This is a genomic window from Polaromonas sp. (genome assembly GCF_029945925.1).
In the GTDB taxonomy this organism is placed as follows: Bacteria; Pseudomonadota; Gammaproteobacteria; order Burkholderiales; family Burkholderiaceae_C; genus Polaromonas.
The window spans coordinates 1-25,606 of sequence record NZ_JAQSDN010000034.1 but is presented as its reverse complement, the minus strand read 5'-3'; the positions used below and the strand labels follow the sequence as shown (position 1 = coordinate 25,606).

The 25,606-nt window shown below is 63.3% G+C and carries 31 protein-coding genes; 21 read left to right on the top strand and 10 right to left on the bottom strand.

The annotated features are described in order from the left end of the window. Window positions 1-90 precede the first annotated feature (90 nt). From PSV40_RS08860 to PSV40_RS08790, 15 genes are all read left to right on the top strand, one after another. Complete coding sequence (locus tag PSV40_RS08860; RefSeq protein WP_300536663.1) at window positions 91-672, top strand: hypothetical protein; 582 nt, start codon at window positions 91-93, stop codon at window positions 670-672. After that, window positions 669-2,222, top strand: a complete 1,554-nt coding sequence (ubiB, locus tag PSV40_RS08855; protein WP_300536661.1) for a ubiquinone biosynthesis regulatory protein kinase UbiB — start codon at window positions 669-671, stop codon at window positions 2,220-2,222. The genes PSV40_RS08860 and ubiB overlap by 4 nt, the downstream gene beginning before the upstream one ends. Before the next feature lie 42 nt (window positions 2,223-2,264). Continuing rightward, entirely contained in the window at window positions 2,265-3,710 is a 1,446-nt protein-coding gene (locus tag PSV40_RS08850; RefSeq protein ID WP_300536659.1) for a sodium:solute symporter family protein, read from the top strand. A 141-nt stretch (window positions 3,711-3,851) separates the two neighbouring features. Continuing rightward, window positions 3,852-4,190: an FmdB family zinc ribbon protein gene (locus PSV40_RS08845; protein ID WP_300536657.1), complete on the top strand. Its 339-nt coding sequence runs from the start codon at window positions 3,852-3,854 to the stop codon at window positions 4,188-4,190. Continuing rightward, on the top strand, window positions 4,190-4,810 hold the full coding sequence (locus tag PSV40_RS08840; RefSeq protein ID WP_300536655.1) for a DUF502 domain-containing protein: 621 nt from the start codon (window positions 4,190-4,192) through the stop codon (window positions 4,808-4,810). The genes PSV40_RS08845 and PSV40_RS08840 overlap by 1 nt, the downstream gene beginning before the upstream one ends. A gap of 64 nt (window positions 4,811-4,874) precedes the next feature. Further along, a complete protein-coding gene (gene aspS / locus PSV40_RS08835; RefSeq protein WP_300536653.1) occupies window positions 4,875-6,662 on the top strand; it encodes an aspartate--tRNA ligase in 1,788 nt (595 codons plus the stop codon). A gap of 164 nt (window positions 6,663-6,826) precedes the next feature. Beyond that, complete coding sequence (gene nudB, locus PSV40_RS08830) at window positions 6,827-7,273, top strand: dihydroneopterin triphosphate diphosphatase (RefSeq protein ID WP_300536652.1); 447 nt, start codon at window positions 6,827-6,829, stop codon at window positions 7,271-7,273. Window positions 7,274-7,349: 76 nt separating this feature from the next. After that, complete coding sequence (gene clsB, locus PSV40_RS08825; protein ID WP_300536650.1) at window positions 7,350-8,588, top strand: cardiolipin synthase ClsB; 1,239 nt, start codon at window positions 7,350-7,352, stop codon at window positions 8,586-8,588. A 157-nt stretch (window positions 8,589-8,745) separates the two neighbouring features. Beyond that, window positions 8,746-9,477, top strand: coding sequence for a GTP cyclohydrolase I (folE, locus tag PSV40_RS08820; RefSeq protein WP_300536648.1), 732 nt, complete (start codon window positions 8,746-8,748; stop codon window positions 9,475-9,477). A 9-nt stretch (window positions 9,478-9,486) separates the two neighbouring features. Continuing rightward, window positions 9,487-9,912, top strand: coding sequence for a BLUF domain-containing protein (locus PSV40_RS08815; RefSeq protein ID WP_300536646.1), 426 nt, complete (start codon window positions 9,487-9,489; stop codon window positions 9,910-9,912). A gap of 90 nt (window positions 9,913-10,002) precedes the next feature. Continuing rightward, on the top strand, window positions 10,003-10,185 hold the full coding sequence (locus PSV40_RS08810; protein WP_300536644.1) for a hypothetical protein: 183 nt from the start codon (window positions 10,003-10,005) through the stop codon (window positions 10,183-10,185). A 13-nt stretch (window positions 10,186-10,198) separates the two neighbouring features. After that, window positions 10,199-11,032: a DUF429 domain-containing protein gene (locus PSV40_RS08805; RefSeq protein ID WP_300536642.1), complete on the top strand. Its 834-nt coding sequence runs from the start codon at window positions 10,199-10,201 to the stop codon at window positions 11,030-11,032. 68 nt (window positions 11,033-11,100) lie between these two features. After that, window positions 11,101-11,514 carry a thermonuclease family protein gene (locus tag PSV40_RS08800; protein WP_300536640.1) on the top strand — a complete coding sequence of 138 codons (414 nt, stop codon included), beginning with the start codon at window positions 11,101-11,103 and terminating at the stop codon, window positions 11,512-11,514. A gap of 140 nt (window positions 11,515-11,654) precedes the next feature. After that, the gene (locus PSV40_RS08795; RefSeq protein WP_300536639.1) at window positions 11,655-11,852 is read left to right on the top strand and encodes a CsbD family protein; all 198 of its coding nucleotides are present in this window, start codon (window positions 11,655-11,657) and stop codon (window positions 11,850-11,852) included. Window positions 11,853-11,894: 42 nt separating this feature from the next. After that, window positions 11,895-12,350 (top strand): BON domain-containing protein, encoded by a 456-nt coding sequence (locus PSV40_RS08790; protein ID WP_300536637.1) that lies wholly within the window; start codon window positions 11,895-11,897, stop codon window positions 12,348-12,350. A 253-nt stretch (window positions 12,351-12,603) separates the two neighbouring features. Here the strand turns inward: PSV40_RS08790 and PSV40_RS08785 are convergent, their stop codons facing one another. The 6 genes from PSV40_RS08785 to PSV40_RS08760 all read right to left on the bottom strand — a co-directional run bounded on the left by PSV40_RS08785 (window position 12,604) and on the right by PSV40_RS08760 (window position 16,026). Continuing rightward, window positions 12,604-12,918 (bottom strand): BON domain-containing protein, encoded by a 315-nt coding sequence (locus PSV40_RS08785; protein WP_300536635.1) that lies wholly within the window; start codon window positions 12,916-12,918, stop codon window positions 12,604-12,606. Window positions 12,919-13,012: 94 nt separating this feature from the next. Then, on the bottom strand, window positions 13,013-13,435 hold the full coding sequence (locus PSV40_RS08780) for a hypothetical protein (RefSeq protein ID WP_300536633.1): 423 nt from the start codon (window positions 13,433-13,435) through the stop codon (window positions 13,013-13,015). Between the two features lie 4 nt (window positions 13,436-13,439). Then, window positions 13,440-13,805, bottom strand: a complete 366-nt coding sequence (locus PSV40_RS08775) for a hypothetical protein (RefSeq protein WP_300536631.1) — start codon at window positions 13,803-13,805, stop codon at window positions 13,440-13,442. A gap of 41 nt (window positions 13,806-13,846) precedes the next feature. After that, complete coding sequence (locus PSV40_RS08770; protein ID WP_300536629.1) at window positions 13,847-14,248, bottom strand: hypothetical protein; 402 nt, start codon at window positions 14,246-14,248, stop codon at window positions 13,847-13,849. Window positions 14,249-14,315: 67 nt separating this feature from the next. Beyond that, the gene (locus PSV40_RS08765) at window positions 14,316-14,480 is read right to left on the bottom strand and encodes a DUF1328 domain-containing protein (RefSeq protein ID WP_096667256.1); all 165 of its coding nucleotides are present in this window, start codon (window positions 14,478-14,480) and stop codon (window positions 14,316-14,318) included. Window positions 14,481-14,709: 229 nt separating this feature from the next. Continuing rightward, complete coding sequence (locus tag PSV40_RS08760; protein WP_300536626.1) at window positions 14,710-16,026, bottom strand: CHASE3 domain-containing protein; 1,317 nt, start codon at window positions 16,024-16,026, stop codon at window positions 14,710-14,712. 155 nt (window positions 16,027-16,181) lie between these two features. On the opposite strand from PSV40_RS08760, the gene PSV40_RS08755 reads away from it, so the two are divergent. Next, entirely contained in the window at window positions 16,182-16,814 is a 633-nt protein-coding gene (locus PSV40_RS08755) for a response regulator transcription factor (protein WP_096698225.1), read from the top strand. 30 nt (window positions 16,815-16,844) lie between these two features. Here the strand turns inward: PSV40_RS08755 and PSV40_RS08750 are convergent, their stop codons facing one another. Beyond that, the gene (locus PSV40_RS08750; protein WP_300536624.1) at window positions 16,845-17,243 is read right to left on the bottom strand and encodes a response regulator; all 399 of its coding nucleotides are present in this window, start codon (window positions 17,241-17,243) and stop codon (window positions 16,845-16,847) included. A gap of 339 nt (window positions 17,244-17,582) precedes the next feature. Here PSV40_RS08750 and PSV40_RS08745 point away from each other — a divergent pair, with 339 nt between their 5' ends. Further along, a complete protein-coding gene (locus tag PSV40_RS08745) occupies window positions 17,583-19,625 on the top strand; it encodes an AsmA family protein (RefSeq protein WP_300536622.1) in 2,043 nt (680 codons plus the stop codon). A 37-nt stretch (window positions 19,626-19,662) separates the two neighbouring features. Here PSV40_RS08745 and PSV40_RS08740 read toward each other — a convergent pair whose 3' ends face one another. The 3 genes from PSV40_RS08740 to gpmA all read right to left on the bottom strand — a co-directional run bounded on the left by PSV40_RS08740 (window position 19,663) and on the right by gpmA (window position 22,868). After that, on the bottom strand, window positions 19,663-20,418 hold the full coding sequence (locus PSV40_RS08740) for a HesA/MoeB/ThiF family protein (protein WP_300536621.1): 756 nt from the start codon (window positions 20,416-20,418) through the stop codon (window positions 19,663-19,665). Between the two features lie 78 nt (window positions 20,419-20,496). Continuing rightward, window positions 20,497-21,933 carry a S41 family peptidase gene (locus PSV40_RS08735; RefSeq protein WP_300536674.1) on the bottom strand — a complete coding sequence of 479 codons (1,437 nt, stop codon included), beginning with the start codon at window positions 21,931-21,933 and terminating at the stop codon, window positions 20,497-20,499. Window positions 21,934-22,124: 191 nt separating this feature from the next. Continuing rightward, entirely contained in the window at window positions 22,125-22,868 is a 744-nt protein-coding gene (gpmA, locus tag PSV40_RS08730) for a 2,3-diphosphoglycerate-dependent phosphoglycerate mutase (protein ID WP_300536619.1), read from the bottom strand. A 172-nt stretch (window positions 22,869-23,040) separates the two neighbouring features. Between gpmA and PSV40_RS08725 the strand changes: the two genes are divergently transcribed. From PSV40_RS08725 to PSV40_RS08710, 4 genes are all read left to right on the top strand, one after another. Beyond that, the gene (locus PSV40_RS08725; protein WP_300536617.1) at window positions 23,041-23,451 is read left to right on the top strand and encodes a rhodanese-like domain-containing protein; all 411 of its coding nucleotides are present in this window, start codon (window positions 23,041-23,043) and stop codon (window positions 23,449-23,451) included. 39 nt (window positions 23,452-23,490) lie between these two features. Continuing rightward, a complete protein-coding gene (gene grxC, locus PSV40_RS08720) occupies window positions 23,491-23,748 on the top strand; it encodes a glutaredoxin 3 (RefSeq protein WP_293594172.1) in 258 nt (85 codons plus the stop codon). 111 nt (window positions 23,749-23,859) lie between these two features. Next, window positions 23,860-24,327, top strand: a complete 468-nt coding sequence (secB, locus tag PSV40_RS08715; protein ID WP_300536615.1) for a protein-export chaperone SecB — start codon at window positions 23,860-23,862, stop codon at window positions 24,325-24,327. 42 nt (window positions 24,328-24,369) lie between these two features. Then, complete coding sequence (locus tag PSV40_RS08710) at window positions 24,370-25,425, top strand: NAD(P)H-dependent glycerol-3-phosphate dehydrogenase (RefSeq protein WP_300536613.1); 1,056 nt, start codon at window positions 24,370-24,372, stop codon at window positions 25,423-25,425. The last annotated feature ends 181 nt before the right edge of the window (window positions 25,426-25,606 follow it).

Sequence of the window (25,606 nt, the reverse complement as noted above, 5' to 3'; positions counted from 1 at the left end):
GCCGCAGGCGCAGCGGCCCCCTCGGGGGCAGGGAGCTACACGAAGTGAGCGACCGTGGGGGCCATGTTTATGCTGCAAAATCGGGGACGTATGAATAACACGTCCCCTTTTTCTTTTCTGCAGTCCCTGGCCGCCCGTTTTCAGCCCCCCGCTTGGGCGGTCGATGAAGGGCAGCAGAAGCTGGTCCTGTTGCTCAACCATGTCCTGATGCAGGAAAAAGAGGCGCAGAACCGTCTTCTGCGCAAAAAGGGCAGCGTGGTCCATGTCCGCTGGGGTGTGTTTGCCCTGGATTTGCTGATCACCCCTGCGGGACTTGTGGACCGCGCACCGGCCGCGGCCAGGCCGGATCTGTTGCTGGCAGTGGCGGCGGAATCACCGGGCGTGGTGCTGCAGTCGGTGCTGGCCGGCAAGGCGCCCCCAGTCAAGATTGAGGGTGATGTCCAGCTGGCCGCTGAACTCGGCTGGCTCGCGGACAACCTGCGCTGGGACGTGGAGGAAGACCTTTCGCGCCTGATCGGCGACGTGCCGGCGCATACGCTGGCCGGTGCGGCGCGCCGGGGCCTGACGGGCTTGCGGCAGTTTCTGGCCCAGGCGCCGCGGCCGTTTTCATCCGCTTCTGCGGTGCAGCCCGGTGTGCCGCCGGTCACGGAGCCTCCGAAAGCTTCTGCATGAGCCGTCTTTTCAGGGGCGTTTTCATTGTCTGGACGGTGTTGCGCTTCGGCCTCGACGAACTGGTGCTCTCCAGTTTCAGCAGGCCCTGGGTCAGGAGGCTGACGCGTGTGGTGTCGCTGGGCCGGAACCTGAAAGCGCCCCGCGGCGAGCGCCTGCGCGAAGCCCTTGAAAGCCTGGGCCCGATTTTTGTCAAGTTCGGCCAGGTCATGTCGACCCGCCGCGACCTGCTGCCGCTGGACATTGCCAACGAGCTGGCCCGCCTGCAGGACCGGGTTCCGCCGTTCGACTCGGATGTTGCCATTGCCATCATTGAAAAAGCCTTCGGCCGGCCGATCGGCCAGATTTTTGCGACCTTCGAGCGCCGGCCCGTGGCCAGCGCCTCGATTGCGCAGGTTCACTTTGCCACGCTGCCCGGTGGCCGTGAGGTGGCGGTCAAGGTGCTGCGTCCCAACATGCTGCCCGCGATCGAAAAAGACCTGGCGCTGATGCACATGATGGCCGGCTGGGTCGAAGGCCTGTCGACCGACGGCAAGCGCCTGAAGCCGCGTGAGGTGGTGGGCGAGTTTGACAAGTACCTGCATGACGAGCTCGACCTGCTGCGCGAAGCCGCCAATGCGGCCCAGCTGCGCCGCAACATGCAGGACCTGAACCTGGTGCTGATTCCGGAAATGGTCTGGGATTTCTGCATGCCCGACGTGATGGTCATGCAGCGCATGGACGGCGTACCCATCAGTCAGGTGCAGCGCCTGCGGGACGCCGGGGTGGACATGAAAAAGCTGGCGCGCGACGGCGTCACCATCTTTTTCACCCAGGTCTTCCGGGACGGTTTCTTTCATGCCGACATGCACCCGGGCAACATCCAGGTCAGCCTGGACCCCGCGACCTTCGGGCGCTACATTTCGCTGGACTTCGGTATTGTGGGCACGCTGACCGAGGTCGACAAGGAATACCTCGCGCAGAATTTCAGTGCCTTTTTCCGGCGCGACTATAAACGGGTGGCCGAACTGCATCTCGAATCCGGCTGGGTGCCGCCGCAGACGCGGGTGGATGAGCTGGAATCGGCCATCCGTTCCGTCTGTGAACCCTACTTTGATCGCCCGCTGAAGGAAATTTCGCTGGGTATGGTGTTGATGCGCCTGTTCCAGACCTCGCGCCGTTTCCATGTGGAGATCCAGCCGCAGCTGGTGCTGCTGCAGAAAACCCTGCTCAACATCGAAGGCCTGGGCCGGGAGCTGGACCCCGACCTGGACTTGTGGAGCACGGCCAAGCCCTTTCTGGAGACCTGGATGCTGGAACAGGTCGGCCCTGAAAAACTTCTGGAGCAGCTCAAGGCCGAGGCGCCGACCTACGCCAAATTGCTGCCCGGCCTGCCGCGCCTGTTGCAGCAATACCTGAAGGGCCAGAGTGGCGGAAACCGCCGGGAGCTTCAGGAGCTGCTGCAGGAGCAGCGGCGCACCAACAAGCTGCTGCAAAGCCTGATTTATGGTGGTCTGGGTTTTGCTTTGGGCCTGCTGGCCATCCAAATACTGCTGAGAATCCGGGTTTTTTGAGCCGGAAAATCTGGTGATAATCGCATTCCTGAGGAGATCGCCGTGCTCTTGACCCTGGTTTTTGTCTATCTTCTGATCACCATCATCATCGGTCTGTACGCCGCCCGGCGCGTTAAAAACACCGCCGACTATGCGATTGCGGGGCGCAATCTGCCGCTGATCATGATCGTGACGACGACGTTTGCGACCTGGTTCGGCTCGGAAACCGTGCTCGGCATTCCGGCCAAATTTGTCAGCAGCGGCCTGAACGGCGTGGTGGAAGACCCCTTTGGCGCCGGCACCTGCCTGATCCTGGTGGGCCTGTTTTTTGCGGGCAAGCTCTACAAGATGTCCCTGCTGACGATCAGCGACTACTACCGCGAGCGTTACGGCCGCACCATCGAGGTGTTGTGCTCCATCATCATCATGATCAGCTACCTCGGCTGGGTGGCGGCCCAGATCACGGCGCTCGGGCTGGTGTTCAACCTCCTGTCGGGCGGCGCCATCAGCACAACCGCCGGCATGATCATCGGCACGGCCTCGGTGCTGGCCTACACCCTGTTCGGGGGTATGTGGTCGGTGGCCGTGACCGACTTCATCCAGATGATTGTGCTGGTCGCCGGCCTGGCCGTGCTGGCCATTTTTGCCGGCAACCTGGCCGGCGGTGCGGACAAGGTTGTCGCCCTGGCCACCAGCCAGGACCTGTTCAGGTTCTGGCCGGAACCGAACTTCAGGGACATGGTGTTTTTCTTTGCCGCGGCCATCACGATGATGTTCGGCTCGATTCCGCAGCAGGACGTTTTCCAGCGCGTGATGTCGGCCAACAGCCAGAGCGCGGCGACCAAGGGGCCGGTCATTGGCGGCATTTTCTACATCCTGTTTGCCTTTGTGCCGATGTTTCTGGTCGCCAGTGCGCTGATCATCATGCCGGAGCAGACGGCCCTGCTGCTCAAGGAAGACCCGCAGAAAATCCTGCCCATGCTGGTGCTCGAAAAAATGCCCTTCATCATGCAGGTGCTGTTTTTTGGCGCCTTGCTGTCGGCCATCAAGTCCACCGCGTCGGCGACCCTGCTGGCGCCCAGTGTGACTTTTGTGGAGAACATCTGGCGCCAGTTCAAACCGCGCATGAGCGACAAACGGGAACTCAAGCTGATGCGGACCACGGTGCTGATCTTCAGCGCGCTGGTACTGGGTTACGCCATCTTCATGCAGGGCACTTCGATTTACGACATGGTGTCGGGTGCCTACCAGGTGCCCCTGGTCGGCGCTTTTGTGCCGCTGGTATTTGGGCTGTACTGGAAAAAGGCCAGCACCCAGGGCGCCATTTTCTCGGTGGTTTGCGGCATTGCGACCTGGCTGCTGTTTACCTTCAGTACCCTGGGGGAGCAATTTCCTGCCCAGCTGGCAGGTGTGCTGGCCGCGACGCTGGGCATGCTGGTGGGGTCGCTGACACCGCAGACGATAGAGAACAGCCGCGGCAGCCACCACCGGCTGTCCACCGAAGGCTGACCGGCGCCGCCAGCAGCGCCTGGCGTCCATCCCGGGCGAGTCCGGGCACCGGCTGCGGAAATCCGCAGCGCCTATAATTGAAGGTTTTGCATCCTGAGGGTCACTTCGGGACAGCCCCCTCCTGACAAAACCTCTGGAACCATGCCAATTTACGCTTACAAATGCGAGTCCTGCGGGCATACCAAGGACGTTTTGCAAAAAATGTCCGATGCCCCGCTGACCGACTGCCCCCAGTGCGGCGCGCCCGCTTTCAAGAAGCAGCTCACCGCGGCCGGCTTCCAGCTCAAGGGTTCGGGCTGGTACGTGACTGATTTTCGCGGCGGCGGCGGTGCCACCGCGGTTCCGCCCGTCAGCGGCGGCGAAGCCCCTGCTGCTGCAGCAGACAGCAAGCCCGCCGAGCCGGCAGGGAAAACAGCCGCTGCCCCCGCGGCTGCTCCCGCGCCGGCGCCGGCGGCTTCCGGTCCAACCAAGGCGAGTTGATGGGCGCGATACGCCGATGGCTGCTGGCCGGGTTGCTGGTTCTGGTGCCGCTGGCGGTGACCGTCTGGCTGCTCAACTGGATCATCGGCACGCTGGACCAGACCCTGCAAATTCTTCCGGGGGACTGGCATCCCGACAAACTGCTGGGTTTTCACATTCCGGGTTTTGGCGTTCTGCTGGCGCTGGCCATCGTGCTGTCGATAGGTGCGCTGGCGACCAATTTTCTCGGCAAGAAGCTGGTCAGCTGGTGGGATGCCCTGCTCAGCCGCATTCCCATCGTCCGGTCCATTTATTCCAGCGTCAAGCAGGTCTCCGACACCTTGTTTTCGGAGAACGGGAATGCATTTCGCAAAGCCTTGCTGGTGCAGTGGCCGCGCGAAGGCGTCTGGACCATCGCGTTCCAGACCGGCATGCCGGGCGGCGACGTGGCCAACCACCTGCAGGGGGATTACCTGAGCGTGTATGTCCCGACGACGCCCAATCCCACCGGCGGCTATTTCATCATGCTGCCCAAGGCCGACTGCATTGAACTCAAAATGAGTGTTGACGAAGCCTTGACCTATGTGATTTCCATGGGTGTGGTGGTGCCCGGCAGCGCCGCCAGCTACAAGCCCAAGTAAGCAAGTACCAGTTCCTCGGCGCGCAAGCGCTCACAAGCAAAGCGATTTATCTATGACTTCCCAAATGCGTTCCCACTATTGCGGTCTGGTGACCGAAGCCCTGTTGGGCCAGACTGTGAGCCTGTGCGGCTGGGTCAATCGCCGGCGTGACCACGGCGGCGTGATCTTCATCGACCTGCGCGACCGCGAGGGGTATGTGCAGGTGGTGTGTGATCCGGACCGAGCCGACATGTTCACCACGGCCGAAGGCGTGCGCAACGAGTTCTGCGTGCAGATCAAGGGCCTGGTGCGCGCCCGCCCGGAAGGCACGGTCAACGAGGCGCTGAAAAGCGGCAAAATCGAGGTGTTGTGCCACGAGCTGATTGTGCTAAACCCCAGCGTGACGCCGCCGTTCCAGCTCGACGACGACAACCTGTCGGAAACCACCCGCCTGACGCACCGTGTGCTGGACCTGCGCCGTCCCTACATGCAGAACAACCTGATGCTGCGTTACCGCGTGGCCATGGAAACGCGCAAGTTCCTTGACGCCAACGGCTTCATCGACATCGAAACGCCCATGCTCACCAAGAGCACGCCGGAAGGCGCGCGCGACTACCTGGTGCCCAGCCGCGTCAACGAAGGCATGTTTTTTGCCCTGCCGCAAAGCCCGCAGCTGTTCAAGCAGCTGCTGATGGTCGCCGGCTTCGACCGCTACTACCAGATCACCAAGTGTTTCCGCGACGAAGACCTGCGCGCCGACCGCCAGCCCGAATTCACGCAGATCGATATCGAGACGTCCTTCATGGGCGAGCAGGACATCCGTGACCTGTTTCAGGGCATGATCAGCAACATCTTCAAGACCGTGCTGGCTACCGACCTGGGCGAGTTTCCGGTTATGGCTTATGCCGATGCCATGCACCGTTTCGGCTCCGACAAGCCCGACCTGCGCGTCAACCTGGAGTTCACCGAGCTGACCGACGTGATGGCCGATGTGGACTTCAAGGTCTTCAGCGCGCCGGCCACCACGCCGGGCGGCCGCGTGGTCGCGCTGCGCGTGCCGGGCGGCTCCGAGATGAGCCGCGGCGAGATCGACGGCTACACCGAGTTTGTGAAGATTTACGGCGCCAAGGGCCTGGCGTGGATCAAGGTCAACGACGTCACCAAGGGCCGCGACGGCCTGCAAAGCCCCATCGTCAAGAACATCCACGACGCAGCGGTGGCCGAGATCCTCAAGCGCACCGGTGCGCAGAACGGCGACATCATTTTCTTCGGCGCCGACAAGGCCAAGGTGGTCAACGACAGCATAGGTGCCTTGCGCCTGAAGGTCGGCCTGAGCGCCTTCGGCAAGAAGACCGGCATCTTCACCGCCGGCTGGAAGCCGCTGTGGGTGGTGGACTTTCCGATGTTCGAATTCGACGAGGATGGCCAGCGCTGGAGCGCGGTGCACCACCCCTTCACGGCGCCCAAGGACGGCCATGAAGACTGGATGGACACCGATCCCGGCAAATGTATTGCCAAGGCCTACGACATGGTGCTCAACGGCTGGGAGCTCGGCGGCGGCTCGGTGCGTATCCACCGCGCCGAGGTGCAGAGCAAGGTCTTCAGTGCCCTGAAAATCGGGCCCGAGGAAGCGCAGGAGAAGTTCGGCTTCCTGCTCGATGCGCTGCAGTACGGCGCGCCACCGCACGGTGGCCTGGCCTTCGGCCTGGACCGCATCGTGACCATGATGACGGGCGCGGAGTCCATCCGCGACGTGATTGCCTTCCCCAAGACCCAGCGCGCGCAGTGCCTGCTCACGCACGCGCCCAGCCCGGTCGACGAGAAGCAGCTGCGCGAGCTGCACATCCGCCTGCGCAACCCCCAGCCGGCCTGATGCCGGTGCAGCGGTGTGCTGCGATATTGATAGCTGCTGGCGCCCGTGTTTATCGGGCTGGAGGCCGATTTGTCTTGTAAAAACAGGCCATTTGCACGGTGCGCGCCGTGGGCGGCTCGGCTCCCGCGCATCGCTGCCTGTCCGGACAGAAGAGGACCCGGGCCATGACTTCCTTCAAGATTCCCGAGTCGGTGCTGGTGGTCATTCATACGCGGCAGCTGTATGTGCTGCTGATCGAGCGCGCCGACCAGCCAGGGTTCTGGCAAAGTGTCACCGGTTCCATGGACGCGCTGGATGAGCCCCTGGCGCAGACCGCCGCGCGCGAAGTGAGGGAGGAAACCGGCATTTCAGCGCGGCCGGAAGATTTCCGGGACTGGGCGCTGGCCAACGTCTACGAGATCTACCCGGTCTGGCGGCACCGCTACGCGCAGGGCGTAACGCACAACACCGAACATGTTTTCAGCCTGTGTGTGCCGCCGGGCACAGCCGTCACGCTCAGTCCCCGCGAACACCGTGCCTGGCAGTGGCTGCCCTGGCGGGAAGCAGCGGACCGGTGCTTTTCCCCCTCGAATGCCGAGGCTGTGCTGATGCTGCCACAATTTGCGGGATAAAGGGCTGGCGCCTGGCCGGCACGGCATCGCCGTGGCACCGCCCGGCATGGTCCGTCCCCTGCACAAGCCCTGAGCCATGCCAACACTTCAAAACCAGGATCCGCGCGCGCTGCAATTGCTGCAGGGTGGGCAGGCGCTGTTCCCGGCGCTGGTGCAGGCGATCGACGCGGCCACGGCCTGGGTGCAGCTGGAGACCTATATTTTCGACGTCCACGGGCAGGGTGCGGACGTCGCCGAGGCGCTGGTGCGCGCGGCGCGGCGCGGTGTGCTGGTTCAGGTGCTGGTCGACGGCGTCGGCACCGACCGCATCTCCCCTGAATGGCAGGAGAAGTTCGACCAGGCTGGTGTGCAGTGGCGTTTTTACGCGCCGCTGGGCCGCGGCCGGTTTGCTGCGCTGGGGCTGCTGGTCCCCGAACGCTGGCGCCGCCTGCACCGCAAGCTGTGTGTGGTCGATGAGCACATCCTGTTTTGCGGCGGCATCAATATCCTGGACGATTTTTACGACCCCAACCACGGGCCGCTGACGGAACCGCGCTTTGACTTTGCCGTGGCGGTCACCGGGCCGCTGGCGGTGGAAGCCTCCGATGCCATGGCGCTGCTCTGGTGGCGTGTGGAGGCCGGCTACAGCGCGCGCCAGCGCCACTTGCTCGCCGCCTGGGAGGCTGTCAAGGCGGCCGGTTACGGTGGCCGCTCCCGTGGGTTGGGCCACGAAAGATCCACTGGCACGACGCGCGGGCGCAGCGACACCGCGGGCCTGCTGCTGCGCGACAACCTGCGCAATCGCAGCAGCATCGAACGTGCCTACCGCAGGGCCATTGGCCAGGCGCGGGACGAAATCATCATTGCCAACGCCTATTTTGTGCCGGGCGGGAAGTTGCGCCGGGCCCTGATCCGGGCTTCCAGGCGCGGCGTCAGGGTCAGCCTTCTGCTGCAGGGCCGGTACGAATACTTCATGCAATACCATGCGGCGCGGCCGGTGTATGGCGCGCTGCTGGCGGCGGGTGTGGAGATCCATGAATACGGTGCCGGTTTCCTGCACGCCAAGGTGGCGGTGATCGACGGGCGCTGGGCCACCGTCGGCTCGTCCAACCTCGATCCTCTGAGCCTGCTGCTGGCGCGCGAGGCCAATGTGGTGGTGCAGGACCCCGGCTTTGCACACGCCTTGCGTGAGCGCCTGGTTCTGGCCATGACGGCCGGCGGCGTGCGGCTGGATCCGGACATTTACAGCCGCCGGCCCTGGCGCCAGCGGGTGCTGGAATACATCGCCTACGCCCTGATGCGCCTGGCCCTGCTGATCGCCGGCCAGCGTTATTGAGCCGTGCCGATTCCCCTGCTGACGGGGCCCATCCCCGGCATGCTGAAAATGCTCCTTAATTCATAGCTGTCGGCGCACGGTCATCAAGGGCTGGAGGTCCAAAACCCTTGCAGAAAAGGGGCATGGCTGTTTTGGGGCAGACTGGTAACATCTGCCCATGCTTGTGAAATCCAATACGCCTGATTCTCCCGCCCTTGTTGACGAAGGCACGCCGGTTTCCGTCAAGATCCGCGAACGCCTCGCCCTGGCAAAAAAACGCTTCAATGCCAACGACAACATTGCCGCCTTCATTGAGCCGGGCGAACTGGAGAAGCTGCTGGACGAGGTGGAAGGCAAGATGCAGGGCGTGCTGGACAGCCTGGTGATCGACACTGTCGGCGACCACAACACCCACAACACCGCGCGCCGCGTGGCCAAGATGTACCTCAACGAGGTGTTCAAGGGACGTTATGTGGCCGGTCCCACCGTCACCGAATTTCCCAATGCCGAGCACCTCAACGAGCTGATCATTGTCGGTCCGATCACGGTGCGCAGTGCCTGCTCGCACCATTTCTGCCCGGTGATCGGGCAACTCTGGATAGGCGTGATGCCCAACGAACGCACCAATGTCATCGGCCTGTCCAAATACGCGCGGCTGGCCGAGTGGATCATGGGCCGCCCGCAGATCCAGGAAGAAGCGGTGGTGCAGCTGGCCGACCTGATCCAGGAAAAAACCCGGCCTGACGGCTTGGCCATTGTCATGGAGGCCAGCCACTACTGCATGGGCTGGCGTGGTGTGAAGGACCTGGACAGCAAGATGATCAATTCCGTCATGCGCGGGGTGTTCCTCAAGGATCCGAACCTGCGCCGCGAATTTTTGTCGCTCATTCCCAAAAAGAGCAGCAACTAAGGAATTCACATGTTGGTACGCCTTCTCTACGCCAGCCGCTCGGTCAACCCCGGCTCCAGCGATCTCACCGAATCCATCCTTGCGCAGTCGCGCAGCCACAACCCGGCCATGGGTATCACCGGCATCCTCTGCTACGGCGGCGGCATTTTCCTGCAGGCCCTCGAAGGCGGGCGAATGCAGATCAGCGACCTCTACGGCCACATCCAGAAAGACCCGCGCCACAAGGACGTGGTGCTGCTGCATTACGAGGAAATCTCCGAGCGGCGTTTTGGCGGGTGGACCATGGGCCAGGTCAATGTCGAGCGCATCAACGCCTCCATCCTGCTCAAATATTCCGAGAAGGCCGAGCTCGACCCCTACTCGGTGTCGGGCAAGGTGTCGCTGGCCTTGCTGGAAGACCTGATGGCCACCGCCTCCATCTGCGGCAAGGTCTGAGTTTTCCTCCCTATTGATCTTTTCCAAATACACGACAGTGAATTGGACCGCTCTCACCCTCGCCCTCCGGGCGCGGGTCGGGGTGAGGGATTGAGCGTTCCGGCTGTCACGAGTTTTGAAACGCTCAATGGGCGGCTGCACGGCCGCACGGCGCTAGTGCGCGCTATACCCGCCGCTTGCGCCATGCCGCTGTCCGCTTTTGCCCTGGTCCTGCTTGCCGGCCTGCTTGCCGGCCTGCTTGCTGCGGGTGTGACCGCGCTGGCCCTTGGCTGAACGGTACCGACCCATGCCCCAGACCCTGCCCCTGCTGATTGGCTGCGATTTCTCCAGCAGCCCGACGCGCCGCAAGCCGATTGTCCTGGCCAGCGGATCACTTTCCGGCGGGCGCGTGTTGCTGGCTGGCCTGGAGCGCCTCGCCTCGCTGGAAGCCTTTGGGGAGTGGCTGAGCCAGCCCCGCGCGTGGCTGGGCGCTTTTGACTTCCCGTTCGGCCTGCCGCGCGAGCTGGTCAAGCATCTCGGCTGGCCGGACACCTGGACGGCGCTGATGGCCCACTACGCCAGCCTCAGCCGTGAAGAGATCCGGCAGACGTTTGCGGCCTTCTGTGCAGCCCGTCCTGTGGGCGGCAAGTTTGCGCACCGCACCACCGACGTTCCCGCCGGCTCCAGCCCGTCCATGAAGTGGATCAATCCGCCGGTGGCGTTCATGCTGCACGCGGGTGTGCCGCGGCTGCTGGCAGCCGGCGTTCACCTGCCGGGCCTGCACGCGGGCGACCTGTCGCGCGTTGCGCTCGAAGCTTACCCGGGGCTGCTCGCGCGCGAGGTGCTCGGCAGGCGATCCTACAAAAGTGATGACCGGCTCAAGCAGACGCCGGACCGGCTGATTGCGCGCAAGGACCTGATCACCGCGCTGGAGATGGGCCAGACCCGGCTGGGCCTGCGCCTGAAACTCAGTCATGCGCAGCGGGACACCCTGGTCGACGACGCCAGCGGTGACAGTCTGGACGCGGTGCTCTGCCTGATGCAGGCCGCGTGGGCCCAGGCGCAGCATGCGCAGGGCGCCGCGCGTTACGGCCTGCCCGGTGATGTCGACCCGATTGAGGGCTGGATCGTTACTGCATGACCATGACCGCGTTCAAGATTGCTATATTTTTGATAGCTGCTACCGCCCATTCTGCATGGGCGGAGAGCATGAAAGTCACACATGTCACCGACGGAGACACCCTGTGGGCTCGGCCCGCCGGTGGCGGCAAGCCGGTGAAGCTGCGCATGGCCGGCATTGATGCGCCCGAGATCTGCCAGGCCGGCGGCCGTGCCGCGCGTGTCGCCCTGGCCAGCCGCGTGGCGCGCCGCATGGTGATCGTGAGAAAGCACCGGCATGACGACTACGGCCGCGCCGTGGCGACCGTGTATCTGGGGGGTGAAGACATGGCCGGCTGGATGGTCGCGCAAGGTCATGCCTGGTCAGACCGGTATGGGCGTGAGGGCGGGCCCTACCTGAAGTTGCAGAGGCAGGCCCGGTGGGCGCAGCGTGGGCTGTTTGCCGATCCCCAGGCGCTGCCGCCCCGCCTTTTCCGCAAGCGGCACGGCGCCTGCCACCCCTGAGGCGCCGCTGCGCCGGGACTGCCTGCCGTCCTACAAAAAATTCCGCAGGCGCTGACGAACTGGCCCAACCGGCCTGCCTAGAGTAGAGGTGTGTTCGCCATCCAGGCGGGCCGAACTCCATTTTCAAAGAAAGAAACACCATGAACAAGCATCAAGTCGAAGGCCGTGTGGACCAGGCTGCGGGCAAAGCCAAGGAAGTGGCTGGCCGCGTGGTTGGCAATGAAAAGCTGGAGGCCGAAGGCCTGGCGGACCAGGCCAAAGGCAAAACCCAGGCGGGTTATGGCGACGCCAAGGAAAACGTCAAGGACAATGCCAAAAAATTGATCGACAAGATCTGAGCACACCGGTTGCGAATCTCATCCCAGAACAGGAGAGCCACCATGAACCCGACCCCTCTTCAAGCGCGGCGACCGCTTCTGGCGCTGGCGTGTTCCGCTGCCGTCCTGCTGGCACTGACGGCTTGCAACAAGGCGGATGACGGCAAAACCGTCGGTCAGTCGATAGACTCCGGCATCGCCAAGACCGAGCAGGCAGCCAAGGATGCCGGCAATGCCATGAAGGAAGCGTCCAAGGACGCGCAAGCCACGGGCAGCCAGGCCAGCACCACCATGGGTGAAAAAATAGACGATCTCACCATCACGGCGACCGTCTCCACCGGGCTGGCCAAGGACCCGGATCTCAGCGCCATCAAGATCAATGTCGATACCAAGGACGGCGTGGTGACGCTCAATGGCCCGGCGCCCAGCGCGGCAGCGAAAGACAAGGCCACGGAAATCGCCAAGCAGGTCAAAGGCGTGACATCCGTCAACAACCAGCTGACGGTCACACCCGGCTGATCGCGGTCTCCGCCGTCAGCCTGCGTCACCGACACGCCGCCCCCAGGCTGCGTTCCGGTGATTTTTTTTGGGTCGTTCGGCCTGAGCCTGGAGGAGGGGGGACTTGTGCCTGTCGCAGCACGTTGGCCGGCAGGCTGATCTCCCACCGCCGGAAAAGATTGTTCCGTTCAAAGCAAAGCGGGGCCCGGCTTGTGACAGCCGGGACCCGCTTTGCAGACCGGCAAAGCCAGCCTGCTTCACCGCTTGACGCGGTTTAAGGACGAACGACGATGTCGTTGCGCACAGCGCGGACATTCTTGGTGTTGCGGGCGATGTTTTCAGCCTGGGCTTTTTCGGCAGTCGATTTGGCGAAGCCGGACAATTGCACCGTGCCGTTCAGCGTTTCAACGCTGATGGAGGTCATGGAAACGGTCTTGTCTTCTGCAAATTTGGCCTTCACGGCGGTGGTGATGGCGGTGTCATCGACGTAGGAGCCAGCAGTCTGCTGACCACGGCCGACTGCGCAACCAGCGCTGATGATGGTGATGCCAGCCAGGGCGGCGAATGCAATTGCGCGAGCGTATTTCATGGTTTTTCCTTGAAGTTTGTAAATATGTTTTGGTGCGAAGAGTTGAGAAGCTGGCCGACTGACGGCACCACGCCGGTCGGTTTGCGAATGGAAATCATCGAAAGCGGTCGTTCCGGGTGCGGGAAGCCAGCAGGGAACTGGCCAGGCCGGTGACCTCGGACGACTTCAGCGCCGCGAAAACGAGGCCGGTCAGCGATATCAGGCGCCAAGGGCGCAGCAACACGGCCGCCGCGCCCATGCCCGCAGAAATGGCCAGCAGCTTCAGGGGCTGCTCCTGGGCAAAACGCTGCATCTTCGGCTTGGCAAAATCCAGTGCCAGGCTGGCCGGGTGGCCGTGCCACCACGATGTTGCCGTCTGTTTGACGAGCGACCACGTGCTGGCCGACGCGTCAATTTCGTTTTCGCTGCCGCCATGCTCGACAGCCGTGGCGTTGTCATGCCCCATCTGGCGAACAATCGCCTGCCGGCTGTTGTCCAGGCGTTGGCGGGCAGAAAGCACGGTGTTGTCGTTCATCATGGGATCAGGCTGCTGCGCGCAATGCCTGCGCATCGCGATCCAGTTGGGCCTTGAGCTCATCAAAACGCGTGGCGGCCAGGGGCTGCCGCGCTTTGCTGAGGGCGGCCAGAAGCAGCACCAGCATGACCGAAGGAATGGCCACCAGCACCCAGTGAAACTGGTTCAGCAACATGCCCAGCATCAGGGCCACACCGGCCAGCGTCAAAAACACGCCGGCACACAGGATGACCAAACCCCACGCCAGCCCGCGCTGAAGCAGTTCCGACCCGGCTTCCGATGCTTCCTCGTGGACCAGGGCGCCATAGGCCGACAGGTGATCGACCACCAGGTCGGGCCGTCGGACGAGAAGGGAAAACAGCGGATGCAGCATGAAGCGTCAGTGGTCGTGAAGAGGGGACGAAGCCGCGGAAATCAGCGCTTGTCGCGATGCACGGCCGAGGCCACCAGCAAGGCGACAGCTGCGCCCACTGCGGCGGCGATCAGGACGGACTTCACGGGCTCATTGGAGACATAACGCGTCGTTGCGTCCGCATAGCGGTGCATGGAACGTTGCGCCCGGTGGCTGGCCTCAGAGGCCATGTCCAAGCTCTGGCGCGCCAGCTTCTGCGCCTGGGTGGCCAGCTTGTCAACCAGCGGGTCGATGCTGCCGCGCAAATGGCGAACTTTGTCCTCGGCACGGTCCAGCGTGTCGTTGGCCAGGCTGCGCGTGCTGTCCATGGCCCTCTCGGCACCCGTGAGCATCTGCTCGGACATATGACGCGCACCCGACAGGGTGTCTTGGGCTTGGGGGTGGCTGGAGAGCGGGTTTTTCATGGGGTTCCTTGGGAAGTGTAAAAAGGCAGGTCCGTCGCAATGTACGCGTGGACCGGGTGAGGGGAATTCACTTTCTTTTCATCAGGCCGACCACGAAGCTGATCACAGCCATGATGGCAAAGATGAAAAAGAGGATCTTGGCAATTTCGACGGCGCCGGCGGCAATGCCACCGAAACCGAACACGGCTGCAATCAGTGCGATCACGAGGAAAACAACGGAATAGTGCAGCATGTCGATCTCCTTGCAGGGGCGCGCCCCTTGTTGTACGTGGCGCTCAAAAATGAAACACCTGTAGCAAGGTTAAACGTAGAAGCCCCATCTACTCATCGGTGAGTGCCGGATGCCCTTGTCGGTTGGCATGAACATGCCGTGTAGGACGCAGCCGATAGGCGCATTCTGCGCATGTGGCCCCGTGGGCCGGGGGCGGTGGCTGTGGCCCCGCCGGCGGGAGCGCCTGCGCTTAAAGCGATTTGGGCAACACAGCGGAGATGCGTGTGCCCTGGCCGGGACTGGAGACCACTGTCAGGCGCCCGCCTGCCGCTTCGACCCGGTGGCGCATGCCGGCCAGCCCGTGGCTCGATCCCTTGATCTGCGTGGTGTCGAAGCCGGTGCCGTTGTCCCGGACCTCGACCGTGATGTAGCCGTCAAAATCATGCAGGCTGATTTCTGCCTGTTTCGCTTCGGCGTATTTGCCCATGTTGGTCAGCGACTCCTGCACCAGCCGGTAGACCGTGAGCTGTGCCGAGCCGCCGAGCTCCACCGTCTCCAGGTCGGTGATGATGCTCAAGCCTGACCGGTCTTCGAATTCGCGCGCCAGGATTTCGAGGGAGGCGACCAGCCCCAGGTGCGACAACGACGAGGGCCGCAAGTCCTCCACAATGCGGCGCTTGAGGGCAATGCCGCTGTTGAGTGTCTCGATCAGGTGCTGCATGCGTTCGGCGGCTTCCGGTGAAATGGCCCCGAGCCGCGATTTGATGCGTGCCACATCGAGCTTGGCCGCCGTCAGCAAGGCGCCGAGTTCGTCGTGCAGCTCACGCGCCAGGTGGCCGCGCTCATCTTCCCGCACCTGCTGCAGGTGGGTGGCCAGCTCGGCCAGGGTGGCCGTGCGGTCGCGCACTTCCTTGTCCAACTGGTCGCGTTCGCGCTGCAGGGCTTCCTGTTCGCGCCTGCCGGCGTCCAGCAGGGCCCCGGTTTGCCGCAGATACATGTAAAACGCCAGCAACCCGGCCAGCGCCATCAGGGCGATGCCAATGCGCGACAACTGCAGCGACCGGCTGATCTGGGCCTGGGCTGTCTCCATTTTGCTGTCGCTGGCGCGTACTAGCTTGACGATCTGGCTGCGGATGGCGTTCATCTGGTCCATGCCCACGTCGGTGGTCAGCACAAACTTCCAGGCTTCTTCGTTGCCCTGCTTGCGCATGCGTACGCTGAGGTCCATTTCCGCCAGCTTGCGCGACACGCTGCGCGACAGGAGGCCGAACTCCGCCAGCTCCGCCGGGTAGGCGGTGTAGTGCCCGCGCAGGGTGTCCAGGGTCTGGTTGAGGTCGGCGGTTGCCGCGTCGTAAGGTTCCAGGTATTTGGGATCGCCGGTCAGCAGATAGCCGCGCTGCCCGGTCTCGGCATCCAGCATCTTTTGCAGCAGCAGATGGACGGCCCCACGTGTGGCCTGAGACTGCTCAATGCGGGTAGCGGCCTCGGTGGACAAGCGAAAACCCGCCTCGTTGATGGAAATCAGAACGACCGCTGCCAGCACCGCCAGCGGCAGGCTGATTGCCATTTTGGGGATTGCAAACCATCTCATCCTGATCTCCGTTCGGCATGGATCAATAATTCGTGAATAATCGCTACTGAAGACAGAAGCCCGCAATTGCGCGAGGCTGTGTTGCTGCATTGTGCCGTTTGGCGATGCCAGCCTAACCAAGAGGACATGAAATGATCAAAATTGGAATTGTGGATGACCATGCCATCGTGCGCTCCGGGCTCAAGCAGTTCTTTTCGGATCAGGTCGATTTCAGGGTCGTGGGTGAAGCCGCCAGTGGCCGCGAGGCCATTGACCTGGTGCGAAATGTCGAGTTGGACATTCTGGTCATGGACCTGTCCATGCCTGGCCAGAGTGGGATCGATGCCCTGGCCATGATCCGCGCCAAAGCGCCCGATGTCGGCATCCTGATTCTCAGCGGGTATCCGGAAGAGCACTACGCGGTCAACCTGATTCGCCAGGGCGCCAGCGGCTACCTGAACAAGGAGTGTGATCCGATGGAGATCGTCAATGCGATCCGCGTCATCTCACTCGGGAAACGCTACATCACGCCGGCAGTGGCCGAGTTGCTGGCGCAGCAGCTCAACCGGAAAAACGATGCCACGCCTCACGAGCAGCTCTCCGAGCGCGAGTTTCAGGTGTTCCTGAAGCTCGCCAAGGGAGAAACCGCGGGCGACATTGCCAAGGCGCTGTCCCTGAGTGTCAAAACGGTCAGCACCTACCGGACCCGCGTGATGGAGAAAATGAGTCTCGCGTCCAACAGCGACCTGACGTATTACGCCCTCAAGAACAAGCTGATTGACTGAGCGCCTGCCGCTAGCCGCTAGCCGCCAGCCCTATTTTTGGGGCTGGCCGGCATTGATCGACCTGCACTGCTCGATGCAGTAGTCGATCAGCGCGTCTATCTCGTTGGATTTGTCGAAGACCGCGTCCACGCCGAGCTGGGCGCAGCGCTTGCGGATGTCGGCCGTCGCGTAATTGCTCAGCACGATTACTTTTTGATGCACCATACGGTTGCGGCAGGCTTCGAGAACGCCCAGTCCGCTCCCCTGTTTGAGAAACAGGTCCACGATCGCCAGGTCCCATTGCTGACCGTTTGCCAGCAGCCAGGCCTTGCCTTCATTTTCTGTCTCCGCCGTACCCACTGCATCAATACCAGCCAGCTCTTCGAGCGTAGCCAGGAGATTGTCGCGGATGGTGGCGTTGTCTTCGACGATATAAGTTTTTAGTTCCACTGAGCTTCAATCCCGGTCTGCCATCGCTGACCGCGGCATTTTTCAAACGGTTACAACGGCTCTAGGCCGGGAACATATTGACATGTTAACTAATGTATCCATGTTGTCGGACCGATTTTGACAGGGTGCGAGTGCTTGGCTTGTAGGATGTTTCCTACTCATTGACTGTAGGCAGGCACTGACAGTCATCGATGGCTGTTGCCCACGGTGTGCCGACGGTTCCCGGCAGATACTTCACTGTCAGCTGATTTCCCCTTCGCTTTCACAGCGCGGTGCCAACCACTTGCAGGTATCGGGCCTCTCCCGGTCTTCCCAAATCAAGAATCGCAGGCCGCCCCCATGACCCGTGTCGCTTCCATTGTCTCCCGTATTCGCCTCTTCCCATTCTGGGGTCGGTTCCTGGCGGGCGCGGCACTGGTTCTGGCGGTCATGATTCTGGTGGTCGTGTTTTTTCCGTGGGACTGGTTGCGCGGGCCGGTGAACCGCTATGTCAGTGACCAGACCGGCCGGCAGTTTGAAATCACCCGACGGCTGGACGTGCAGCTGGGACGCCGCATCACGGTCAAGGCCGATGGCATCACCTTCGCCAACCCCGGTTGGGCGCGCGACCCTTACCTGGTCAAGGCCGAGTCCGCCGAGTTTGACATCCTGCTCTGGCCCTTGCTGCGCGGCCAGCTCGAGCTTCCGCGCGTCAGCTTGAGCCAGCCGGTGCTGGGGCTGCAGATCCAGCCGGATGGCCGGCGCACCTGGGCGTTGGGAAAGGACACGTCCGATGCCGGTACCGTGCCACTTATTGGCCAGTTGCTGGTGGACAAGGGCGTGCTCAATTACCTGGCCGAAGCGCAGGGGGCCGACATCAAGACCGAGTTTGGCGTGGTCGCTGCGAGTGAAGCGGAAGCCGGTACATCGGCGGCGGCCCGGGACATGCCGCTGAGCTACAAGGCGCGCGGCACCTGGAAAAAAGAGGCCTTCTCGGCCCAGGGCCGCGCCGGCAGTGTGCTGCAGCTCAGCGACACCCAGGTCAACCCCTTTCCGATGGAAGTCAATGCCAGTGCAGGCCGTACAACGCTGCAAGCCAGGGGCAGCATCGGCAATCTGGCGTCGCTCGACGGCCTGGATGCCAATTTCGACCTCAAGGGCCGCACGCTGGCGGACCTCTACAACCTGCTGGGCGTCGTTTTGCCGGATACCCCCACCTACGCCCTGCGCGGCCATCTCGGCAAGCAGGGGGCCGTGTGGAAGGTGGCCGCCATCCAGGGGCGTCTGGGCAAATCCGACCTGTCGGGTGATCTCACCTACGACCGTTCGGGCCAGCTGGCCCTGCTGTCGGGCAAGGTGCAGTCCAAGGCACTCGATTTCGAGGACCTTGGCCCGCTGATTGGTGTACCGACAGGTGCTTCACGCACAACGAGCAAAACCGTTGCCAAAGACAAGCCTTCCTCGGCCGCCAGGCAGGTGCAGGCGGTCGGCAAGGTGTTGCCGACGGCGACGCTGGACTTCGAGCGGCTCAAAACCATGAATGCAGACGTCAGCTACAAGGTGGTGGATGTCAAGAACGCCGGCGCCTTTCCGCTGGACCGCTTTGATGCGCGCATTCTCCTGAAAGACGGTGTGTTGCAGCTCGACCCGCTGGACATGGGGGTTGCCGGTGGCCGGCTTGCCGGCCTGATCCGCATCGACGCCAACAGCAAGCCCGCGCTGGTGCATGCCAGACTCGAAGCCCGCACGTTGCAGCTGAACCAGCTGTTCCCGCGCATCGAACGCACCGAAGGCAGCCTGGGCAAGCTCAACGGGCGGATCGACCTGACCGGCCGCGGCAGCTCCGGCGCCCAGGTTCTCGGCTCGTCCTCCGGTAGCGTGGCCCTGCTGATGGGCCGGGGACAGGTCAGCAACATCCTGCTCGAGTTCATGGGGCTGGACGGCGGCGAGATCATCAAGTTTCTGGCCAGCGGCGACCGCAATGTCACCCTGCGTTGCGCTGCCGCGGCGTTTGATGTCAAGCAGGGCCTGATGACCAGCCGGGCCATCCTGCTGGACACCTCCGACACGCTGATCAACGGCACTGGCCAGATCAGCCTGACCAATGAAACGCTGGATCTGGTGCTGTACCCGCAGCCCAAGGATCAGAGCATCCTGAGTCTGCGTTCCCCCTTGAAAATCACCGGCACGTTCGCGAAGCCGGTGGCCGGCCCCGACAAGGCGGCGCTGGCGGGCCGGGCCGGCATTGCCCTGCTGCTCGGCGCGATCAATCCATTGCTCGCGCTGGCCGCGACGGTGGAAACCGGGCCCGGCAAAGATGCTGATTGCGAACGGGTGCTGGCTGTGGCCAGCCCGGTGAAACCGCCGGACAAGCCGGCAGCGGCCAGCCCGGCGGCCAAATAAGCCGCGGTGCCTCAGGGGCGCCGGGCCTGCCCGGCGTTCAGGCCGACGCGCCGCCGCACACCGGACAGGAGGGATGGCGTGCGACCCGCACGTGGTGCCAGTCCATGTTGCGTGCGTCGAGCATCAACAGCCGCCCCGTGAGTGCCTGGCCGATGCCGCACAGCAGTTTGAGCGCCTCGGCCGCCTGCACGGTCCCGACAATGCCCACCAGCGGGGCAAACACGCCCATGGTGGCGCACTGGGCCTCCTGCACGGTCTCCGTCGGCGGAAAGACACAGGCATAACAGGGTGAGGTGCTCTGGCGCGGATCGTAGACCGTCACCTGGCCGTCGAAGCGGATGGCCGCACCGGATACCAGCGGTTTGCGGTGTTTCACGCAGGCACGGTTGATCTCCTGGCGCGTGGCAAAGTTGTCGGTGCAGTCCAGCACCACGTCGGCCTGCCGGACGTGTTCGTCGAGCACCGCAGCGTCGGCGCGCGTGGTGACGGCAAGGACCTCGACGTCCGGGTTGATGGCGGCGACGGCCTGTTGCACAGAGTGCGCCTTGTACTGGCCGACACGTGCCAGCGTGTGGGCGATTTGTCGCTGCAGGTTGGTGGCATCGACCCGGTCGTCATCGACCACGGTGATGCGCCCGACCCCGGCGCTGCCCAGGTAAAGCGCGACGGGCGAACCCAGGCCGCCGGCGCCCACGATGAGCGCACGCGACGACAGCAGGGTGTCCTGGCCTTCCACGCCCAGCTCGTCGAGCAGGATGTGGCGGGAATAACGCAGCAACTGGGTATCGTTCATGGGTGGACGTGACCCGGGCAGCGCGGGGCAGCCAGACTGCCGGCCCGTCCGGACCAGCGCTCTGGCGGGCAGACGCGGTCAGTTTTCCTTTTTCTCTTCCTTGCGCTCGACCATGGTCTTGCTGATCATCACGGGCCGGCCCTTGAGCTGGTTGATGGCCTGCGCGAGCTGGAAGTCCTTGTCGCTGCCGAACTCGGGCGGGCGGCGCTGCTCGGGGCTTTTCCTGGACTCTTCTTCCAGGCGCTTGAGGGCTTCCTCGCGGGCTTTTTCACGCCCCGGGTCTTTCACTTCGGCACCCTGGCCGCTGGCCAGGTGTTTTTCCAGATCGGCTTCACGCGTGCGCAGGGCTGCAAACGGGCTGCCTTCGAGCGTTTCATCCACCATCACGTCGGGCACGATGCCCTTGGCCTGGATCGACTTGCCGCTGGGCGTGAAATAACGCGCGGTGGTGAGCTTCAGGCCGGTGTCGGGACCCAGGGGCCGGACGGTCTGCACCGAGCCCTTGCCGAAGGTCTGGTTGCCCATGATGGTGGCACGTTTGTAGTCCTGCAACGCGCCGGCGACAATTTCGCTGGCCGAGGCCGAGCCTTCGTTGACCAGCACCACCAGCGGCACGTTTTTCACAGCCGCGGGCAGGCGTTTGAGCGGATCGGCGGCATTGCGGCGCTGATAGAACTCGGGAGAAGCCTTGTAAGTGAACTTGCTTTCGGCCAGTTGCCCGTTGGTGGACACCACGGTGACGTTCTCGGGCAGGAAGGCGGCGGACACGGCGACGGCGGCGTCGAGCAGGCCGCCCGGGTCGTTGCGCAGGTCCAGCACCAGCCCCTTGAGGTTGGGCTCCTGCTTGTAGATCTGTTCGAGCTTGGCGACAAAATCATCGACCGTGCGCTCCTGGAACTGGCTCAGGCGAATCCATGCGTAACCGGGCTCGATGACCTTGCTGCGCACCGACTGCGTGCGGATTTCCTCGCGCGTGATGGTCACCGGGAAGGTGCGGTTTTCATCCTTGCGGAAGATCATCAGCGTGACCTTGGTCCGGGGTTCGCCGCGCATCTTCTTGACGGCGTCGTTCAGGCTCAGGCCTTTGACCGCGGTGTCGTCGATTTTGGTGATCAGGTCATTGGGCTTGAGGCCGGCACGGTCGGCCGGGGAGCCTTCGATCGGCGAGACCACCTTGACCAGTCCGTCTTCCTGCGAGATCTCGATGCCGACACCGACGAAGCGGCCGCTGGTCCCCTCCCGGAATTCCTTGAAGGACTTCTTGTCAAAGTAAACCGAATGCGGGTCCAGGCTGGCGACCATGCCAGAGATCGCGTCGGTGATGAGTTTTTTCTCGTCAACAGGCTCCACATAGTCGGTTTTGACCATGCCAAACACGGCGGCCAGCTGCTGCAGCTCTTCCAGTGGCAGGGGCGTGAGTCCACCCCGCGCAACCGCCTGCAGTTGCACGGTGGTCAGCGCACCGGCGACCGCGCCGATGGAAATCCAGCCTGCTATCTTGAGTTTCTGACCCATAAACACCTTCATTTGCCCGGTTTCGGGGCGGTTGTCACAGAATTTAAAACAATATACACCTTGGAGAAAGGCCCTTGCCAACAGTTCCCGCAGTCGACGCTACCTCTGGCACCAGCATGCCGGAATGTTTTAAAAACGGGTCACCTTTACCTCGCGTTGACACAGGAGCGCCGGTATGGCGCCGTCAGTACTCAGGCCTTGCCCTGCGCGGCGACCGCCGCCTCGGCTTTGGCAATGGCCTCGCTGTCGCCCAGGTAGTAGTGGCGCAGTGGTTTGAGACTGGCATCGAGTTCGTACACCAGCGGAATGCCGTTGGGAATGTTCAGCCCGACGATGTCCTTGTCGGCAATGTTGTCGAGGTACTTCACCAGCGCGCGTATCGAATTGCCGTGTGCCGCCACCACAATGCGTTTGCCGGCCAGGATGGCCGGCGCCATGGCCTCGTTCCAGAAGGGCAGCACCCGGGTCACCGTGTCTTTCAGGCATTCGGTCAGCGGCACCTCGCCGGGTTTCAACCTGGCGTAGCGCGGGTCGTCACGTTCGCAGCGCGGGTCGTTGGGCTCCAGTGGCGGCGGCGGCGTGTCGTAGCTGCGGCGCCAGATCAGGACCTGCTCGTCGCCATATTTTTTGGCGGTCTCTGCCTTGTTCAGGCCCTGCAGGGCGCCGTAGTGGCGCTCGTTGAGGCGCCAGCTGTGCACCACCGGCAACCAGGTGCGGTCCATCTCGTCGAGCGTGTGCCACAGGGTGCGCGTGGCGCGTTTGAGCACGCTCGTGTAGGCGAGGTCAAAGTCGTAACCCTCCATTTTGAGCAGCCGGCCGGCGTTGACGGCCTGCTGCACGCCGGTGGCGGTCAGGTCCACGTCGGTCCAGCCGGTGAAGCGGTTGTCCAGGTTCCAGGTTGATTCGCCGTGGCGGATGAGCACAAGTTTGTACATGGTGTGAGGCAGCTTCGTGAAGTTGAAAAGGGGAGGGCCCCGGCAGGGCGCCCGGGGCGAAAAAAGTGTCCAAAAGGGCGGGCAAAGACTGCGACAGGCGTCGGGGAAAGCCGGCAGCGCTCCCTGCATTCTAAAATCACTCCTTAATTGCAAAACCCAAGAAGGACTTACAGTGAAATTTCTCATCGACAACTGGATGCTGATCGCCATTGCGTTGGCATCCGGCGGCATGCTGCTCTGGCCCCTGATCTCCAGTGGCATGGCGGCCGGTTCGCTCAGCGCCGCCGGCGCCGTGCAGCTGATCAACCGTGAGAAGGCCGTGGTCATCGATGTCTGCGAGGCCCCGGAATTCGCCGCGGGCCACGTGGCCGGCGCCAAAAACCTGCCGCTTGGACAATTCGAGGAAAAACTGCCCGCCACCGTGAAAAACAAGGCACTCCCCCTGATTCTGGTGTGTGCCTCCGGCGCGCGCGCCAACCGGGCGGTGGCCATCGCCAAAAAGCTCGGTTACGAGCAGGCCCAATGCCTGTCGGGCGGGCTGAAATCGTGGAAAGAGGCTAACCTTCCCATTGAGAAGGCCTGACAACCTGCCGCTGCCCATTGACCCGACCCGGAGATTTCGATGTCCCCTGTGAAGATATACCTGACCGCCTCCTGCCCCTACTGCATTCAAGCCAAGCAATTGCTCAAGCAGCGCGGTGTGGCAGAGATCGAGGAAATACGCGTTGACCTGCAACCGGACGAGCGCCAGAAAATGATGGAAATCACCGGTCGCCGGACCGTGCCCCAGATCTTCATCGGCCAGACCCATGTGGGTGGGTGCGACGACCTGATGGCGCTGGACGGCCGTGGCGGCCTGTTGCCCCTGCTGGCCGGCTGAGCGCACAGGCCGCCGGGCCTCGCTGTCCGGGGCGGGCGGGCCGAACGGGGATAATGTCCCGTGCCTGCTGTCCAGCGGGCTTTTATTTTTCAAGCAATCCGAAAGACCACCATGGCCGAAGCCAACCTTGATCCCGTGTTCCAGATCCAGCGCGTTTACCTCAAGGACGTGTCTCTGGAGCAGCCCAATTCTCCCGAAATCCTGCTCAACCAGGAGCAGCCCGCGGTCGATATCCAGCTCGGTGTCGAGGCGACCCCGATCGCCGACGGCCTCTACGAAGTCAGCGTGACCGCCACGGTGCACACCAAAATCGAAGACAAGACCGTGTTCATGGTCGAAGCCAAGCAGGCCGGCATCTTCGAGATCCGCAACATGGCGGCCGAGCAGCTCAACGCGGTGCTGGGCATTGCCTGTCCGCAGATCGTGTACCCCTACCTGCGCGGCAATGTGGCCGACGTGATCCAGCGCGGCGGTTTCCCGCCGGTCAACCTGGCTGAAATCAACTTCCAGGCCATGTTCGAGCAGCAGCAGGCTGCGGCAGCCTCGGCGGCCCAGGAAGCCCAGCAAATCATCGTTTAAGGTCGCGGTGGTGCTGGCATTGCCCCTGGCCTTTCCATTCCCATGAAAATTGCCGTCATTGGCGCCGGTGCCTGGGGCACGGCGTTGGCTGTCAGTGCTTCAGCCGGGGCGGGTTCAGCCGCGTTGCCGCGGCACCAGGTGACCCTCTGGGCGCGTGACGCCGCACAGCTGGCGGCGATGCAGGCGCAGCGGATCAATACCCGCTACCTGCCCGGCATTGCCTTGCCCGATGCCCTGCGGCTGGCGGGCGGCTCCGACGCGTCGCTGGACGCCGTGCTGGCGCAGCAGGACCTGATCATCATCGCCACGCCGATTGCGGCCCTGCGCGGCATGTTGCAGCGCATGCGGCACGTCCGCGTGCCGGTGGCCTGGCTGTGCAAGGGTTTTGAAGCGCCGCTTCCGGCCGTTCCGGCCACCGCCTCATCTTTCAAGCCTTTTGGGCTCTTGGCCCATGAAATACGGGCGCAGGTAGCTATTAATTTGAGAGCGGGCGCGCTCAGCGGCCCGAGCTTCGCGCAGGAAGTGGCGCGCGGCCAGCCGACCGCGCTGGTGGCGGCCAGCGAACACGCCGAAGTGCGCGACGCGCTGGTGGCGGCCTTCCACAGCCCGACCTTGCGCATCTACGCCAACGACGACATCGTCGGCGTGGAGGTCGGCGCCGCCGTCAAGAACGTGCTGGCGATCGCGACCGGCCTGTGCGACGGATTGAACCTGGGACTCAATGCCCGCGCCGCGCTGGTCACGCGCGGCCTGGCCGAAATGACGCGCCTGGGCCTGGCCCTGGGGGCGCGCGCCGAAACCTTCACCGGCCTGTCGGGCCTGGGCGACCTGGTGCTGACGGCAACCGGCGACCTGAGCCGCAACCGCAAGGTCGGCCTGTTGCTGGCACAAGGCCAGAGCCTGCAGCAAGCCGTCGCCTCGCTGGGCCATGTGGCCGAAGGGGTGTACTGCGCCCGCACGGTGGTGCAGCGGGCGCAGGGGCTTGGGGTCGAGATGCCGATTTCCGAAGCGGTGGTGGCCTTGCTGGACGGCCAGGTGAAGCCGGCTGAGGCGGTGGCGGCGCTGATGGGGCGGGATCCGGCGGCCGAGCTGCGTTAGGGTCTGCTGCGGCCTGGCCCGGGCCGGGTTGATGGTGTTTTGTGGCTCCAGCCCCTTATTCAGCGGGCGCAGGCAGCTATTGAATAGATAGCAAAACTCCTTCTCCATTTGTCATCCCGGACCTGATCCCATAAGCGCTAACTTAAAAATTCACTTTTGAGATATCCTTCGGCTGTTGCAT

What these genes read in the sequence shown, in the direction of transcription:
- PSV40_RS08860 (WP_300536663.1), top strand. Translation starts at nt 91, where the DNA reads ATGAATAACACGTCCCCTTTTTCTTTTCTGCAGTCCCTGGCCGCCCGT.
- PSV40_RS08800 (WP_300536640.1), top strand. Translation starts at nt 11,101, where the DNA reads ATGAAAGTCACACATGTCACCGACGGAGACACCCTGTGGGCTCGGCCC.
- PSV40_RS08770 (WP_300536629.1), bottom strand. Translation starts at nt 14,248, where the DNA reads ATGAAAAACCCGCTCTCCAGCCACCCCCAAGCCCAAGACACCCTGTCG.
- PSV40_RS08745 (WP_300536622.1), top strand. Translation starts at nt 17,583, where the DNA reads ATGACCCGTGTCGCTTCCATTGTCTCCCGTATTCGCCTCTTCCCATTC.
- grxC (WP_293594172.1), top strand. Translation starts at nt 23,491, where the DNA reads ATGTCCCCTGTGAAGATATACCTGACCGCCTCCTGCCCCTACTGCATT.
- PSV40_RS08740 (WP_300536621.1), bottom strand. Translation starts at nt 20,418, where the DNA reads ATGAACGATACCCAGTTGCTGCGTTATTCCCGCCACATCCTGCTCGAC.
- PSV40_RS08785 (WP_300536635.1), bottom strand. Translation starts at nt 12,918, where the DNA reads ATGAAATACGCTCGCGCAATTGCATTCGCCGCCCTGGCTGGCATCACC.
- PSV40_RS08755 (WP_096698225.1), top strand. Translation starts at nt 16,182, where the DNA reads ATGATCAAAATTGGAATTGTGGATGACCATGCCATCGTGCGCTCCGGG.
- PSV40_RS08815 (WP_300536646.1), top strand. Translation starts at nt 9,487, where the DNA reads ATGTTGGTACGCCTTCTCTACGCCAGCCGCTCGGTCAACCCCGGCTCC.
- PSV40_RS08845 (WP_300536657.1), top strand. Translation starts at nt 3,852, where the DNA reads ATGCCAATTTACGCTTACAAATGCGAGTCCTGCGGGCATACCAAGGAC.
- PSV40_RS08840 (WP_300536655.1), top strand. Translation starts at nt 4,190, where the DNA reads ATGGGCGCGATACGCCGATGGCTGCTGGCCGGGTTGCTGGTTCTGGTG.
- PSV40_RS08790 (WP_300536637.1), top strand. Translation starts at nt 11,895, where the DNA reads ATGAACCCGACCCCTCTTCAAGCGCGGCGACCGCTTCTGGCGCTGGCG.
- PSV40_RS08795 (WP_300536639.1), top strand. Translation starts at nt 11,655, where the DNA reads ATGAACAAGCATCAAGTCGAAGGCCGTGTGGACCAGGCTGCGGGCAAA.
- PSV40_RS08735 (WP_300536674.1), bottom strand. Translation starts at nt 21,933, where the DNA reads ATGGGTCAGAAACTCAAGATAGCAGGCTGGATTTCCATCGGCGCGGTC.
- aspS (WP_300536653.1), top strand. Translation starts at nt 4,875, where the DNA reads ATGCGTTCCCACTATTGCGGTCTGGTGACCGAAGCCCTGTTGGGCCAG.
- nudB (WP_300536652.1), top strand. Translation starts at nt 6,827, where the DNA reads ATGACTTCCTTCAAGATTCCCGAGTCGGTGCTGGTGGTCATTCATACG.
- ubiB (WP_300536661.1), top strand. Translation starts at nt 669, where the DNA reads ATGAGCCGTCTTTTCAGGGGCGTTTTCATTGTCTGGACGGTGTTGCGC.
- PSV40_RS08760 (WP_300536626.1), bottom strand. Translation starts at nt 16,026, where the DNA reads ATGGCAATCAGCCTGCCGCTGGCGGTGCTGGCAGCGGTCGTTCTGATT.
- folE (WP_300536648.1), top strand. Translation starts at nt 8,746, where the DNA reads ATGCTTGTGAAATCCAATACGCCTGATTCTCCCGCCCTTGTTGACGAA.
- PSV40_RS08775 (WP_300536631.1), bottom strand. Translation starts at nt 13,805, where the DNA reads ATGCTGCATCCGCTGTTTTCCCTTCTCGTCCGACGGCCCGACCTGGTG.
- PSV40_RS08710 (WP_300536613.1), top strand. Translation starts at nt 24,370, where the DNA reads ATGAAAATTGCCGTCATTGGCGCCGGTGCCTGGGGCACGGCGTTGGCT.
- PSV40_RS08765 (WP_096667256.1), bottom strand. Translation starts at nt 14,480, where the DNA reads ATGCTGCACTATTCCGTTGTTTTCCTCGTGATCGCACTGATTGCAGCC.
- PSV40_RS08780 (WP_300536633.1), bottom strand. Translation starts at nt 13,435, where the DNA reads ATGATGAACGACAACACCGTGCTTTCTGCCCGCCAACGCCTGGACAAC.
- clsB (WP_300536650.1), top strand. Translation starts at nt 7,350, where the DNA reads ATGCCAACACTTCAAAACCAGGATCCGCGCGCGCTGCAATTGCTGCAG.
- PSV40_RS08805 (WP_300536642.1), top strand. Translation starts at nt 10,199, where the DNA reads ATGCCCCAGACCCTGCCCCTGCTGATTGGCTGCGATTTCTCCAGCAGC.
- gpmA (WP_300536619.1), bottom strand. Translation starts at nt 22,868, where the DNA reads ATGTACAAACTTGTGCTCATCCGCCACGGCGAATCAACCTGGAACCTG.
- secB (WP_300536615.1), top strand. Translation starts at nt 23,860, where the DNA reads ATGGCCGAAGCCAACCTTGATCCCGTGTTCCAGATCCAGCGCGTTTAC.